We start from the raw sequence: 14914 nt of genomic DNA on the forward strand, positions 1-14914 counted from the left end.
CTCACCAGACAAGACTTGAGACGCAGCATAGTAAGCATTTGCAAACGTTGTCATCCATGCTTCATATGATAAAAAACGAGTGCGGACCAATGCGTTTTGCATTAGCACTGGATACAGGAAAAATCACATACACGAGTCAACGACGACGCTTCTAAAGCGCAGCGAGCAAAAGGAAGAACATGCATTCATGTCAAGGCAGCAGCGATTGGTGGAAACAGGCTGTCGTATATCAGATTTATCCACGCAGTTTCAAAGATTCAAACAATGACGGTATCGGCGACATTCCAGGAATCACCTCAAAAATCGATTATCTCGTAGATTTGGGCATTGATGCCATCTGGCTTTCCCCTTTTTACCCATCGGCTTTAGCAGACGGCGGTTATGATGTCATCAATTACCGTGATGTTGACCCGCGTTTAGGCACAATAGCGGATTTCGATAACATGATCACCGCCGCGCATAAAGCTGACATCCGTGTGATCGTAGACATCGTCCCAAACCACACCTCCAATCAACATCCTTGGTTTAAGGAAGCACTGGCTTCTCCAAAGGGTTCATCAGCCAGAGATAGATACATATTCCGCCATGGCCGCGGCAAGAATGGTGAGATACCGCCGACTGACTGGATTGCAGAATTCGGCGGCTCAGCATGGGAGCTTGTTGGTGATGGTGAGTGGTATCTGCATTCTTTCGCGAGAGAACAGCCCGACCTCAATTGGCTCAATCAAGATGTCCATAAGGACTTCCTTAGGACTCTACGGTTCTGGTCTGATCATGGGACCGATGGATTCCGTATCGATGTTGCCCATGGATTGGCCAAAGATGTATTGACTCGGGATCTCAATGATCTAAACAAATGGAGTCTGCAAAATAAACATAATCCTGACGGAGCCAACCCGCTATGGGACCGACCGGAAGTGCACGATATATATAAGGAATGGCGGAAAGTTTTTAACGAATATACTCCTCCAAGGTTTGCAGTAGGCGAAGCCTGGGTGGACCCGGATCATCAATACTTGTATTCATCTGAAGATGAACTAGGCCAAGTCTTCAATTTCGAATTTGCAAAGGCCGAGTGGACAGCCGAGTCGATGAAACGTGCAATATTGGCTGGACTAATGTCAGCCGACCGATCGAAATCAACTGCTACGTGGGTCATGAGTAATCATGATATTGTGCGCCATGCCAGCAGATACGCACTTCCACAAGTGCCCGCAAGAACTCAGCATCAAATTGCCAAAGACTGGGTGCTCAGGAACGGCGAATCATATTTTGAGAACAGAACGCTTGGGACTAAAAGGGCACGAGCAGCTATTCTTCTGGAACTAGGCTTACCAGGATCTGTATACGTTTATCAGGGCGAAGAACTGGGTTTGTTCGAAGTTGCAGACATACCGTGGAACATGCTCGAAGACCCCACTGCGGTTCGATCACGAGAGGCCTTAGAGGAAAAGGGACGCGATGGATGTCGTGTGCCACTTCCCTGGTCCCCTCGGGATATGCCAGATCCAGCCGTTTGGAACAAGCATTTTGGTACCGGCGCATCCTTCGGATTTTCGGATATTGAAAGCCACACTCCCTCTAATCCCCATCTTCCACAGCCTTTATGGTTCAAGGATTTCACCGTTGAAGGCGAGCGCGATGATGATGCCTCTATGTTGATGCTGTACAAGCACGCTATACGAGTGAGGAAAAATTTCCTCACCAAAACACAGGACACACAGCTTTCGTGGCTACGGAAATACGATAGCAGACATGTCATAGCGTATAGCAGACCAACTATTCATAAAGGCTCCAGACTAGCCGTAATAACCAATTTTGGGGAAACACCCATCTCCTTACCTGACGGAAGAATCATCATTTCCTCCTCAGATTGTCCGGGGGAACAGTTGCAAAAAGATACGACAGCGTGGGTCGAACTGAACGTATGATTCCGAGGGCGAGGTGCATATCCACGCGAATACGACAACTCGCCCTTAGTCATTTTATTGGAACTCTTAATAGAAAGGCACCGATGGGAGCAACCATACAAGAAGTTGCGGCCGCTGCGCATGTTTCGGTATCAACTGTATCCAGAGCGTTCAACCGGCCCGACCTTGTCTCAAAGAAAACCAGGCATCGCGTTATAGAGAAAGCTCGAAAACTTGACTTTACTATTCTTCGATCAGCAACAGCACTAAAATCTGGCAGAGCATTCAGGATCGCTTTACTAGTCAGCGGCCCAATCAGCTCATGGTTCAACGCTTCAATTCTGGAAGGATTAAATACGGTTTTTCGACCAGCAGAGTATGATCTCGCAATCTGGCAAATCGGAACTTACAGGGAACAGCAATGTTTTTTTGATGATCTGCCTGAGCGTCGCAACGTAGATGCCGTTGTTGTCTCATCTTTCGATATTAAGACCCACGAAATCGACCGATTAGCAACTATGGGAGTCCCACTAATCGGCATAAATTCGCCTATTGACGCAAGGATGGCCGCCTCCGTCAACACGGATGATTTCCACGGAGGAGCTCTTATGGCCAACCACCTCATTTCATTAGGACACCGGAACATTGTTTTTGTCGCAACTCGGACAGCAGAACGTATACTGCGCTTCAGCGCCAATAGACGTTGGGAATCATTCGCTCGGACTTGTAAACTCAAGGAAATCAATCCGCGACTAATCGTGACCGAGCGTAGGCCGAATATGGCAGAAGTCCTATCTGACAGGCTTTTGACGATGAAGAGCCGACCGACAGCTGTAGCTTGCCAGGACGACGAAATCGCCATTCCGTTGTTATTGGAATTACGCCATAGAAACGTTGCGGTCCCTGGTCAATTCTCCATAATCGGATTCGATGATAGCCGTTATGCCAGAGAAACGGGGTTGACAACCATAAGGCAACTGCCGACTCAGCTGGGTATGATCGCCGGCACTAAAATACTTGACCTGCTCAATAAAGGAAAGACGAATTCTCCTTTTGAGAGCTGTACTGCTGCCCTCATCGAACGAAACAGTACAGCTACACCGAAGAATCCTGATACGATACTGGTTAATTAGCGTAATCCACGGTGCAATTTCATATGCGAAAGATGAATTGAACCGTTCGTCACAAAAGCCCCGAGCGTACCGCCATGGTGGCTGTACATTCTACTGGTCAACGCGACACCGTTAGCATATATTGTAACTATGGTGTCATCGACAATCACCTGAAGATGACAAACTTGCCCTGGCGTCAATTGGATAGGCCGATTTAAACCTATATTCATGACTCTGAACCAAGGATAATTAGGCACACCATCAAATTCAACGCGTTGCTCACTCACATTGAATATGCACCTATATGCTTCGCCAGTTTTTGGATTGTCATTGATTAAAACACCAAATGAACTCGTTCCCTTGTCAAAAGACAGATCTGCCTCAAACGCGAATAGAGAACCGCATTCTGAAGCGAGCATCTGGACGCTGCGTTCATACTCTCCAACTAGAGAGCAATCCGGTAAGCACTCTCCTTCAGCGAATGCCGACCACAAGGTATCAACCGGTGCGGCTGCAAGTGTTCCGTCATCGCGCTGAGATATCTGGTGAGGCACGAAAGTGCCTCCCCATTCGTAGTTGCCATCATCAGCATTATGCTCTTTGGTGCCAACCCAGCCGAATAGTATTCTTTTACCATTCAACTCGAAAGTACGACCTGCATAATACGCACTGCCATCAAAAGCATCATCCCATTTGGCAATCCAGGGACCTTTCAAGCTACGGGACATCCTATATGTCATTCCATGCCGATCACTGTATTCAGTGACAATGTGATACCACCAATCCCCAATTTTAAAAAGATCTGGCATTTCATGCATGGTATACATTCCAGGAGCCCAGAAGTCACCTTCAAAATTCCAATGTTGCAAATCCTGAGAAGAGAACTGAACAGTTCGACCTGTCTGCATAGTTTTCGGCCCTTGCAAGCGAGTCCCTAGGATCAGCAAATATCGCTTATTGTCAGGATCCCATATGATCCATGGGTCGCGCCAGTCATCTGCATCATATCCTGGCTGGGGTTTGAAAGTAAGCTCATCATTAGTCTTATGCCAATGAAGCAGATCCGTACTGGTTGCATGCATGAGAACTTGAGGAGTTAGCTGTTTTGCTGAATAGTCACGATTATAGCCAGTATAGAAAATGTGATATTGACCTTCTGCCTCACACACACTCCCAGCATATATAAACTGATCCTGATCATCCTTTCCTCCAGGAGGCAATACCACCCCGTGATCCTGGTAGTGGACAAAATCCTTGGTCGTTACCAAGCTCCACCCAAATGGCTCACCAAACGGAGCAGGCCTACGCGTATCCCTCTGATGGAATAGATAGAATTCATCACCTTTGCCAAATGGCATACAGTCACCGAACCAAGTGCCTGGAAATTGATAATACAGTTTGCTCATCATGCGCCCTTTCATGAGCCACAACCTGCTGGGCGATCATGCGCAACAGGTTAATTGTGATTAAAGGAATTTACGATCAGCGGAGATGCGGACCGAATTCCGTGGCTAAACAGCAACACTTTTACATTCAGTTGCAGTCGACACGTTTGGGCTCCACTTAAACCGAGAATCGATTCCAATGCTTGGTTATTTGATCCCGCTCATTGTCACCCCCTGGATGAAGTACTTCTGCAAGAAGATGAATAGTAAGAGAATCGGTGTAACGACCAGTACCGCACCTGCTAAAAGAATGCTATAGTCTGTCGCCTGCTGACCCGTGGAGTACAAAGACAAGGCAACAGGCAGCGTATACATTTTGTTTGACTGCGCCGCAACAAGCGGCCAAAGAAAGTTATTCCAAGAAGAGAGAAATGTTAAGACAGCCAAAGTCGCCATAGGCGGTTTGCATTGAGGAAGAACGATCTGGAAGAAAATCCGCAACTCGCCTGCACCATCAATCCTCCCAGCCTCCAATAGAGCATCTGGAATACCCATCATGAATTGTCTCATCAAAAAGACACCTAACGGCTGTGTCAAGAAAGGCAATATCAGAGACATGTACGTATTGAGCATGTGCATGTTCGTAATGATGACAAACAAAGGCACAAAAGTTGCCACACTCGGCACCATCAAAGTTATCATTACCAGTCCGAAGAGCAGGTTCTTGCCGGCGAAATCGATTTTAGCCAGAGCATACCCAACCATTGAGCAGAATACAAGGTTTCCTAATGTTGTGACGACGGCAACAATAGCACTATTGATAAAGAAGGTGCCGAAATCAAGTTCGGTAAACCAACGTGTGAAGTTACTAAAAGTCGGGTTCTGAGGAAAAAAGGTAGGAGGTATTTGCATGATCTCGCGTTGAGTTTTCAACGATCCCAAAATCATCCAAAAGAAGGGAAATATCCAAATACAAGCGAAAAAACTAAGAACCACGTATGTAATACCGTGAGCTTTACGAAATCTTCTCCATAACGAAGGGCGGTTGTCAGGGACGATTGCGTCCGTCATTCTAGGTTGACGCTGTCGACTTGATAGAACTGCTACCGATGATTTCATTAATTCACTCATCCTTATTCCTCATCAATCTGAATTGAAGAGCGCTGACCGCGGCGATGATGATAAATAGGACATAGCTGGCTGCGGAAGAAATACCATATTGACCAAATCCGAATTTTTCGTAAATGTAATACGAAGCTGACAAGGTAGACCCAAGAGGCCCTCCTTCAGTCATCACAAACGGTTCGTCGAAGAATTGCAGATACGAGACTGATTGCAGAACCGCGCCAAGCAGAAGCGTAGGTTTCAGCAGCGGCAACACAATGCGTCTAAACTTTGTCCATTCCCCAGCCCCATCCATAGATGCAGCTTCCAAAACCTCAGTTGGTATGGCCTGCAAACCTGCGATGAAGATAATCATCAAGGTTCCTACATTCCGCCAGGTTGCCATCACGATCAAAGAAGGCAACGCGGTTCGTGTATCGTGTAACCAGTCAGGACCTTGCACATTGATTATCGCAAGTAATGAATTAAGTAGGCCATCGTTCTGAAGAATGTATCGCCACACGACTGCTATGGCTATGGTTGATGCCACCACTGGCGCATAGAATAGTGCTCGGAAAAAGGCATTAACACGGCGCAGCCCCTTGTTCAGAGCCACAGCCAAGGCCAGAGCGACGGCCATGGTAAGAGGTAAACCAACCAAAACGAACAAAGCCGTAACCCGCATGGAACTCCAGAATTGCTTATCGCTGAACAAAGACATGAAATTATGGAATCCCACGAAGTTCACGTTGAAAGGAGTCTGAATATCACTAGATCCTATGTCTGTGAAAGACATTGCCAGCGATGACAACAGAGGCACCAGCATAAACAGCACGAAAACAATGACGAATGGTAAAGAGAATCCCCAGGCGATGACGGTCCTGCGGCGGCGCAGGACCGTCATCGCCTTCACGTCAGAGGATTGGTTCTTATCTCGACGCATAAAACCAATTCACTTTCCTACACCCAAGGAGTCAGCTTGCTTTTGAATGTCTGCTAGTCCGGCTTCAACAGTTACCGTGCCTTTGCAAATATGTTCAAACTCCTTATCAGCGTATGCAAGAAGCTGGGGCCAAGTAGACGCGTATGGCACAGACTTAACATCTTTAACCTGTTCGAGGAAGGGAACCATCTTTGGATTGTCGGACAAAACCTTATCCTGAGTAGCCTTGGTCGATGCAGGCAAATCGCTAGATGCCTTGTAGAATTCAACTTGCGTTTCTGGCTTAAGGAACCATTGAATATACTTCCAAGCCGCCTGCTTGTTCTTCGAATTTTTCCAAACAGCTACATTGGCACCGCCTACAAAGGAAGTTGAAGATTTGCTTTTTGGCAAAACAGCTGTTGCATACTTATTATTAAAATCTTCGCCACCTAGTTTTTTAAGCTCTGTTAGTGCATATGGCGAGGTGAACATAATTGGTATTTTCCCAGCTACGAACTGCTGCAAATCCGCTCCCGCTTCAATACTTACATTCGGATCCGCAATACTAGTTTTAAATAGATCAGTGGTATATTCCAAAGCTCCTTTGAACTCAGGCGTATCAAAGGTGTATTTCGAATGATCGGTATTCATTATTGAAGCTCCGTTGGAGTAAGCCCAGAACAGGTAATTCTGGAAGGAGTCCGTGCCTGCCGGTCCTATATAAATACCAGAGCTGACTCCATCTACCTTCCGAACGTCTGAAGCCATTTGCTTCAGTTCATCCCATGTTTTGGGAGCGCGATCCCATCCGGCTTGTTGAGCGATATCAGTGCGATAGAACATGACTCGCGGATCGGCATAGAAGGGTATTGCTATCTGTCGTCCGTTGACATTAGAGATTTTTCGCAATGACATTGGAATATCCGTTAGGTCAAAATTTGATGGCGCAGGCGAGAATGCATCAGAAAATGCCGCTAGATCGGCATTGCCCGCCATCGAGATGTCCGGGCCTGTGCCTGAGGCAACAGCAGTGCGGAATTTTTCTCTATAGCTGCTCCAGGGGAGAGTTGTGAGCTTGATTTTCACATCGGGATTCTCCTGTTCAAATTGTTTAATGAACTTGGGCATAGCCTCCCCCTCGGCACCCATAGCCCACATTGTTACTTCGCCTTTGGCTGGTTTAGCATCAATCGACTTCAATGCAGTACTGTCCTGGGCCGAAGATGAATCGCTTTGTCTGCCGCATCCACCGATTGAGATCATGCACGCTATGCTTGCAAGAGCTCCGATGGCCTTCATCCCGACTTGCATCTGAACCTCCTTGATCAGATTGATGAGGCTTATAGCTGGCTCCATCACGCTGCTTAATCGCTTAAATGTTTAAGCGATTAAGCATTAATATAGACCAGCAATTTTATGTTTGTCAACTCACTATTACGCCGAGCCAGCGATGCCGCTGGTTATCTAATGCTTATCGGTCAAACAGGTTTGACCGATCGACGTTTCACCACTGGACACGGCACCATCGTTTCTTGCCTAGACGCAATTCTCATATTGTTTTTTGCAGACCCTTCATTATCGTCTGTAACGGAACTTTGTTCCGTTTGCCTATTGTTAGCGAGCAATAAACGTATACCGAGAACTCCAAGCGCGTATTGAGGTAGCCCTACCGTTGAAAGTGCAGGATGCAAGTGATTCGCGATTACTTCTTGATTATCAAATCCGACAATCGAGAAGTCTTCTGGTATGCGTTTCCCTCTGCTTTTCAAGGCATCATACAAACCCATTGCTGTGCGATCATTATGGCAGAATACCGAATCTGCGCCGCTCGCTAAAACCGCTTCAGCTGCGCTGTAGCCACCCTCCTGATCAGCAGTCCGCGGGATAACCAACGAGGGATCATAAGGTATACGTGCTTTAGCAAGAGCCCGCTTATAACCTTTTAATCTGCCAACCGAAGCAGGTGTGCGAACCTTGTCATTTATAAATGCTACTCGAGTGTGTCCAGCAGCCAACAACAGATTTGTGGCAGCCTCACCCCCCTGCGCCTCATCGGGCACTACCGCTGGGTATTGCATCGCTGAGTCAAAACAATTGATGAGCACAGTATTCACTTTGGACAATTCATTTGGCGGAGTAACCAAATGATGTACCCAACTGGAATATGCTATTCCCTCCACTTGATGTTCAAGCATGAAGGCACAAGCTTTGCTTGCTATCTCATCATCTCCATTTGTATCAATGACAAGCAGCAACTTATTACTCCTCCAAGCTTCATCCTGCGCTCCTTGGAGAACCTGACCGGCGAATGGAGATGTCGCAACTCCATCACTAATAAAACCAATCAAATCGGACTGCCCGCGCGCCAAACCACGCGCCAGCGCATTCTGCCTATACCCAAGTTTCTGGGCTACTTTGCGAACCCTTTCCTGCGTCGCTTCAGGAATCCTGACATGTCTATTATCATTGATGGCCCAAGACGCCGTAGCTATCGACACCCCAGCCTCGCGGGCGACATCCTGCAGTGTGACCATAAATGCCAATCCTAATGCCACAGACCACTCGTGAATACCAAAAAGCACTATTCGGAGCTGCTGCTATTCCCCTGATACTTGCGATAATACCGTCAGTGCTACGGCCTGTCACGCAAATGTTTCCTATGCAGCAAGTCAACCAAGCAAGGAACAGCTGACGCGCATAAAAAAGGCTTTTGCCCAGAGAAAGGTATTACACCTTCAGCACGAAAGATAATAGTGAAGAGACGAATCACACGTTCCACTGCCTGAGCACACGCTTGCCCTGGTAGATGCCAAGAACACCGTAATGCGCCGTATTCATCCGGAACAGCTGGGCCTTATGGGGATCCAAGTCAAGCCACTGCGTCGTCAGGATGCGCAGGATGTGGGCGTGCGCCACCAGGAGCACATGCCGCCCCGAACACACCAGAGGCTCGAGCCATTCAACAATCCCACGCGCACGGGCAGCTACCTGATCCAGACTTTCGCCCTGAGTCACATGCACGGAAACGGGGCTGCCCGAAGGCAGATCGACCACCCGGTCGCCACTCAGCTCATCGATGCCCAAAGCATGCGGACCGTCGATCCACAGTTTCCACTCACGGCCAAGGCTGGCCACCACATCCTGAGGACGGTGCCCCTCGGCCGGACCGTAATCCCACTCCAAGATCTCATCCATCGGCGCCGGATCAGGGAAACCGGCCAGCTCGGCTGTCTGTCTGGCTCGTTGCAGGGGGCTGGAAAAAATGCAGTCGGAGTCAAACCCATTGGGGAAGGCCTTAGCCAGCCTTTGACCCGCCTCTTTGGCCTGTTCGCGCCCTTGGTCAGTCAGGGGGATATCAGTGCGCCCCGTATATTGTCCGGTTTCGCTCCAAACTGTCTGACCATGCCGCAGCAGCACAGCATAGCCTTCACTCTCGTTCGAGGCATCTTTGCCCGACGTATTCTTCGCAATGTCCATGGATGGCAGTTTAACCCCAGGTACGGTCACGCCCCAAGCACCATGCATGTGGGATAATGGACCTATGACGGACTCAGGACGGGAACCTGGCAGGATGGCCGACCAAGTGGTCGGCATGCTTCATCAGGTGGATGGCAAGGTGAATGACATGCGCAACTCGATTGAATCGGACCCGGAATCGCTGACAGACAAGCTGGTCAAGTTTGCGCTTCCCAGCATCGCCGCACTGCTGGCTGGCAAGCTCTTCCAAGCCTTCTGGGGCGGACTGGTCCGCAAGCGCAACGGAGGCGTGGACAGCCCTGAAGAGGATCAGGAGAGCGCTACCGCCGGCCTCCTCTTTGGCGTTCTGTCGGCCGCCGTCACCGCTCTGGTCTCAGGCCTGTTCGAGCGTGGTTCCCAGGCTCTGATCGATCGCCGCCATCAGCGCTGAAAGCACAGGACGCTGACTGATAACCAGGCTGGTCCTGATAACGCTGATTGCGTGATTTTGACGACAAGGTCTTGCATTGGCAGGCGTTGACGGCCAGAATGTCAAAATGACCTTATCAAATTCACAGAAAACCCCGGCCTCGAATCCGGCCGACAATCCCACCATACGGACCTTGCTTGAGCGACGCTCCATCCGCGGATTCACCGACGAACCGGTTGACGACCAGACCATCGCCCTGCTGGAGCAGGCGGCCCAGCATGCAGCGACCAGCCGATACTTCCATGAATGGTCGGCCGTCAGGATCACGGATCATGATGAGGCGCTGGCTATCGCCGATATGGCCCATCAGCGCTATGTTGCCGAAGCCCCGTTGCTCTACATCTTCCTGGCCGACCAGCGCCGCAATGCCGATCTGGTCCGACAATTCGCCGATGATCTGGATCCGGACACCACCCTGCTCAACACTGGTTATGTCTTCCTGCAGTCCCAGAACGATGCGGTCCTGGCCCTGCACGCCATGGAGACCGCCGCCAACGCGCTGGGCCTGGGCGGCGTCATTCTGGGCAGCGTCATCAATGACACGAACAGGTTGATTGATCTGCTGAAGCTGCCCAAACTGGTCTATCCGGTGCTGGGTCTTGCCATCGGCCATCCGGCCCAGGATCCGGATCCCAAGCCCAGGATGCCTCGTCAGGCGCAAATCTTTACCAACACCTATCAGCGGGCCGACGATGATGCAGACATGAAGGATGCCTTGGCTGACTTCGATCAGACAGTCACCCGCTATTATCGCGACATCCGGCACCTGGACGACCCCCACCGCTCGTTCAGCGCCATGATGGCTGACAAGGTTCGCAATCCCGCCTCCGGCCACGAACCCATGCTGGATTCGATCCGCCGACAGGGCTTTGACCCAGCCTGCTAGGCAACGAAGTCCCTGCTGGCCAGACAACTGCAGAGCTCACCTGATATGTTCACCAGCCTAGTTCACCGGCCTTAGGTGAACAGACAAAGCCCAATCGGCCCCTAACAGCGAGATCAGCGGAATCCGATCTTGCTGTTAGGGGCCGACAGAGTCAATCAGCATCAACTCGGCAATGACTGCCTCACCTGCGACGAGGCTTGTACCCACGTTTGCGGCTATGCGGTTTCAAAGTTCGCGAGCCCATCCTCGTGCGCTGGTAGGAGCCCGGCTCATGACTGGTCAGATGCCAGCTCCCGCAGTAGTCGCAACGGTAGACCCACAGAAGAACGTTGCGTTCGACCATGCTGCGGTCGGCGGCCTGCTGGGCCTTGGCCCGATCGTGATACATGATCTTGGACGTAGCAGCGCAACGTCGTGGGGTGAAATAATGCATGACAGCGTACGACTACCTCGAAACCGATCTGACTTTCCTTCTGCGCACTTATACACTCATAGCGCCCAACGCCCGGCCAGACAGGCCCTGCCAGATGACGCAAGCCGATGATGCAAGATCAGACTGGCAGGGCGCAATCGTTCATAACCCGAAGCAATTAAAGCCGGGTGGACGTGAGCAACCCTAGAGCACAGATCAGGGCAGGTCGTGACCGGCGCTCAGGTAGAGGTCGTACCATTCCTGGGCGGTCAGATCCACATCCGCACCAGCGGCCATCTGCGTGATGCGCCCGGGGTTCATAGATCCCAGAAGCACCTGTATGCCGGCGGGATGCCGCAGAATCCAGGCCACAGCAATAGCGCTTTTGGCTACCCCATGCTGCTTGGCCAGTTTGTCCAACTCTGCATTGAGTTCGGGATAGCGGGGATTGTCCAGGAAGACCCCATCGAAATACCCGGTCTGGAAGGGGCTCCAGGCCTGAATGGTCATGGACTTCAGCCGCGAATAGGCCAGAAGACCGCCATCATGATCCAGGCTGGGATCGTCGCCCATATTGACGTGGATCTCCTGGTCGACCATGCCGGTGTGCCCCAGGCCGAACTGCAGCTGGTTGACCTCCAGCCGCTGGCTTACCGCGCTCTGCAGCAGCTCCACCTGCATGGGGTTGACGTTGCTGACGCCGAAGTGCCGAACCTTTCCACTGGTCTGCAATTCATTGAAGGCTTCGGCCAGATCGTCCAAGTCGACCAGGGTGTCCGGGCGATGCAGCAGCACGAAATCGACATGGTCGGTCTGCAGGTTGACCAGTTCCTCATCCAGGGCCTTCAGCAGGTGATCCTTGGAGAAGTCGTAACGGGTGATCTGATCGCTGTCCGGGTTACGGAAGATGCCGAACTTGGTCTGGATGCCTACGCTGTCACGGTCTACGCTCAGATCCTTCAGAGCCTGTCCCAGGGCTCGGCTGCTGGCCCCGGCATGGTAGCAGTCTGCAGTGTCGAAGAAGTCAACGCCCGCATTCATGGCCGTCTCCACAATGGTCCGCGCTTCCTCGCGGCTCTTTTGATCGATCCGCATGACCCCCAGGGCCACACGGGAGGCCCGGAACCCTGACCGTCCTAAGTTCATGTATCGCACAATGTCCTCCTCGCAATTAACGTCTAGGCTCGAGTCTACCCGCTCCAGCCGCCTTCCAGCCTTATGCGGTTACTCAAGCAGGTTGCGACGCAGGGCCTCCACCTGGTCTGGCCCGAACCCTAGGGCCTGCCGCGCATAGGTAAAGACGTCCCCATAGGCCTCGATCATGGTCTGTTGGGCATGAGCCAGGTATTCTTTCTTGACGCAGAGCGCAATCTCTAGCGCGTCCAGTGAATCCTGGTCGAAGCCCTTGGCGCGGAATTGGTCCAGCAGCTGATTGTTGGCCGCGACCCTCTCCTCGTTGGTCTTCAGATAGTCCGCGAATATCTGGTCGTCGTCCACCTCCAGCAGCCAGAGCACCAGGGCCGCGGCGAACCCGGTCCTGTCCTTGCCGGCAAAACAGTGGAAGAGCGTAGCCCCCTGTGTGTTGCCCACGACGATGCGCAGGAACTTCCCATACCCCTGCTGGGCCGCAGGATTCATGACCAGGTCATGGTAGACATTCAACATGTGGCCGTTGACCTGATCCGCCAAACCCAGCGAGGCGAAATCGTCCAAGCTGGCGCCGCCGGTGCCGCTTTGCTCCAACAGATCGATGTTGGTAAAGGTCACGCCATCGATCCTGTCGTCCGGACTTTCCTGTCTCTCAAAGGGCCGTCGGAAATCCACAACCTGCGTCACCCGGTAGCGGTCGACCAGCTCCCTCTTCGTATCTTCGTCCAGACCCACCAGCTGACCTGATCGGATGAACTTGTGCTGGCGGACCCGGCGGCCGTGGATGGTCCGCATGCCTCCCAGATCCCGGAAATTGGTGATGTTCATTGACGACCTCCTTCGGTTGCGCCCAGTCCCCACGCCAACCCCACCTTCATAAAGGTCACTGGGACGCAATGCGCCAGCGCGCGATCAACAGCATAAAGGCAACAAGCAATGCAGCCAAGGTACCATTCCTGTTGCTCTGCAGACACGCCATAGTCTGTAGGTGGGCGTTGCTCTTGAGGAATTGGCGGGTTCTGTTACTGGTTTGCGGTCAGGGCCTTGCTGATGGGCGTGCTGCCTCCGATGATGTTGTAGATCCTGCCTATGGTCTGCTCCAGGTCGACGCAGTCGGCCAGGCATTGTGCCACATCGGCGATCGGTATGGGACCGGGCCCGTCTGGCTCGACCTGGATGGTTCCTGTGCCTTCCTGCTCGGTCAGGCTGCCTGGCTCGATGATGGTGTAGTCCAGCCCGGAGCTGATCAGGTATTGGTCGGCCATGTTCTTGGTCACGTAATAGTCAGCGAGGGCGTCGATGGCAGGTTTGACCTGGGGCTGCTCCCAGCGCAGCCAGTCTGCTGCATACATGGCTCCCAGCATGACATACCTCGTGATGCCGACCGCTTTAGCGGCCTCTATGGTCTTCATGGCTCCCAGGGCGTCAATCTGGTTGATGTCCTTGCCGCGCGATCCTGCGGTGAAGACGACAGCATCCGCATGCGACTTGCGGAATGCGTCGGTTACTTGGGAGAGCGGGTCATGCAAATCCAGAGTCATTGGTTCCACCTGCTGGCTGGCGGGAATCTTCGAGGCCCCTCGTGCGCAGGCGACCACTTCATGACCGGCTTTTACCAGATCAGCGCAGGTCAATGCGCCTACTCTGCCTGTGGCTCCTACAAGAATGATTCTTTTGCCCATGTTTATCCGCTTTCTCAGCATATGTGTTTTTGTGCGCCCGATTCGGCTGCTTTCCATTCTAGATGTCCTGGACCAGAAACAACAGGCGGCAAAACAAGCCAGAGCTTCCGGATCAGTGATTTCGAATATCAAATCGCAGGCTGCTCAAATACAAGTCAGCATGAGTACGAAGCAGCTTTTTCATATTCCGCTTAACCGTGTTCAGTTACTTGGAATGTGGCTGTGCGAGAAGGCATGAATCTTTAAGCCCAGGTCTGTTGCGGATATGAAAAAGGGAGGCATCCCCAAGGATATTGTCCTGGAGATGCCTCCCTTAATCACGTGTTGTGGCGGCGGTGTGCTACTCTCCCACACTCTTCCGGGTGCAGTACCATTGCCGTGCTGGGTCTTAGCTTCCGGGTTC

General features: G+C 51.5%; 15 protein-coding genes. 4 read left to right on the plus strand and 11 right to left on the minus strand.

The window, feature by feature from the left end; all coding sequences use genetic code 11:
- Positions 1-179: 179 nt before the first annotated feature.
- Positions 180-1931 (plus strand): glycoside hydrolase family 13 protein, encoded by a 1752-nt coding sequence (locus AC0AII_RS08565; RefSeq protein ID WP_490446819.1) that lies wholly within the window; start codon positions 180-182, stop codon positions 1929-1931.
- Positions 1932-2014: 83 nt separating this feature from the next.
- On the plus strand, positions 2015-3043 hold the full coding sequence (locus AC0AII_RS08570) for a LacI family DNA-binding transcriptional regulator (protein ID WP_490446820.1): 1029 nt from the start codon (positions 2015-2017) through the stop codon (positions 3041-3043).
- Here AC0AII_RS08570 and AC0AII_RS08575 read toward each other — a convergent pair.
- From AC0AII_RS08575 to AC0AII_RS08600, 6 genes are all read right to left on the minus strand, one after another.
- Positions 3040-4443 (minus strand): GH32 C-terminal domain-containing protein, encoded by a 1404-nt coding sequence (locus AC0AII_RS08575; protein ID WP_490446821.1) that lies wholly within the window; start codon positions 4441-4443, stop codon positions 3040-3042. The genes AC0AII_RS08570 and AC0AII_RS08575 overlap by 4 nt on opposite strands.
- 171 nt (positions 4444-4614) lie before the next feature.
- Positions 4615-5538 carry a carbohydrate ABC transporter permease gene (locus AC0AII_RS08580; RefSeq protein ID WP_490446822.1) on the minus strand — a complete coding sequence of 308 codons (924 nt, stop codon included), beginning with the start codon at positions 5536-5538 and terminating at the stop codon, positions 4615-4617.
- Complete coding sequence (locus AC0AII_RS08585) at positions 5531-6415, minus strand: carbohydrate ABC transporter permease (protein WP_490446832.1); 885 nt, start codon at positions 6413-6415, stop codon at positions 5531-5533. Before AC0AII_RS08585 ends, AC0AII_RS08580 begins: the two co-directional genes overlap by 8 nt.
- Before the next feature lie 48 nt (positions 6416-6463).
- Positions 6464-7747 (minus strand): extracellular solute-binding protein, encoded by a 1284-nt coding sequence (locus AC0AII_RS08590; protein ID WP_490446823.1) that lies wholly within the window; start codon positions 7745-7747, stop codon positions 6464-6466.
- A gap of 167 nt (positions 7748-7914) precedes the next feature.
- Positions 7915-8970, minus strand: coding sequence for a LacI family DNA-binding transcriptional regulator (locus AC0AII_RS08595; RefSeq protein WP_490446824.1), 1056 nt, complete (start codon positions 8968-8970; stop codon positions 7915-7917).
- 232 nt (positions 8971-9202) lie between these two features.
- A complete protein-coding gene (locus AC0AII_RS08600) occupies positions 9203-9913 on the minus strand; it encodes a histidine phosphatase family protein (RefSeq protein WP_490446825.1) in 711 nt (236 codons plus the stop codon).
- 64 nt (positions 9914-9977) lie between these two features.
- On the opposite strand from AC0AII_RS08600, the gene AC0AII_RS08605 reads away from it, so the two are divergent.
- On the plus strand, positions 9978-10343 hold the full coding sequence (locus AC0AII_RS08605; protein ID WP_490446826.1) for a DUF4235 domain-containing protein: 366 nt from the start codon (positions 9978-9980) through the stop codon (positions 10341-10343).
- Between the two features lie 106 nt (positions 10344-10449).
- The gene (locus AC0AII_RS08610; RefSeq protein ID WP_445340602.1) at positions 10450-11268 is read left to right on the plus strand and encodes a nitroreductase family protein; all 819 of its coding nucleotides are present in this window, start codon (positions 10450-10452) and stop codon (positions 11266-11268) included.
- Between the two features lie 181 nt (positions 11269-11449).
- Here AC0AII_RS08610 and AC0AII_RS08615 read toward each other — a convergent pair whose 3' ends face one another.
- The 5 genes from AC0AII_RS08615 to AC0AII_RS08635 form a co-directional block, all read right to left on the minus strand.
- The gene (locus tag AC0AII_RS08615) at positions 11450-11701 is read right to left on the minus strand and encodes a hypothetical protein (protein ID WP_313837257.1); all 252 of its coding nucleotides are present in this window, start codon (positions 11699-11701) and stop codon (positions 11450-11452) included.
- A gap of 195 nt (positions 11702-11896) precedes the next feature.
- Complete coding sequence (locus AC0AII_RS08620) at positions 11897-12835, minus strand: aldo/keto reductase (RefSeq protein WP_144085225.1); 939 nt, start codon at positions 12833-12835, stop codon at positions 11897-11899.
- Positions 12836-12904: 69 nt separating this feature from the next.
- Positions 12905-13657, minus strand: a complete 753-nt coding sequence (locus tag AC0AII_RS08625) for a tyrosine-protein phosphatase (protein WP_490446827.1) — start codon at positions 13655-13657, stop codon at positions 12905-12907.
- A gap of 194 nt (positions 13658-13851) precedes the next feature.
- On the minus strand, positions 13852-14511 hold the full coding sequence (locus tag AC0AII_RS08630) for an SDR family oxidoreductase (RefSeq protein WP_045925196.1): 660 nt from the start codon (positions 14509-14511) through the stop codon (positions 13852-13854).
- 201 nt (positions 14512-14712) lie between these two features.
- Positions 14713-14914 (minus strand): hypothetical protein (locus tag AC0AII_RS08635; RefSeq protein WP_490446828.1); only part of this gene is annotated, 202 nt, incomplete at its 5' end.

Source organism: Bifidobacterium sp. VU/mBH4 (B4) (assembly GCF_058199535.1).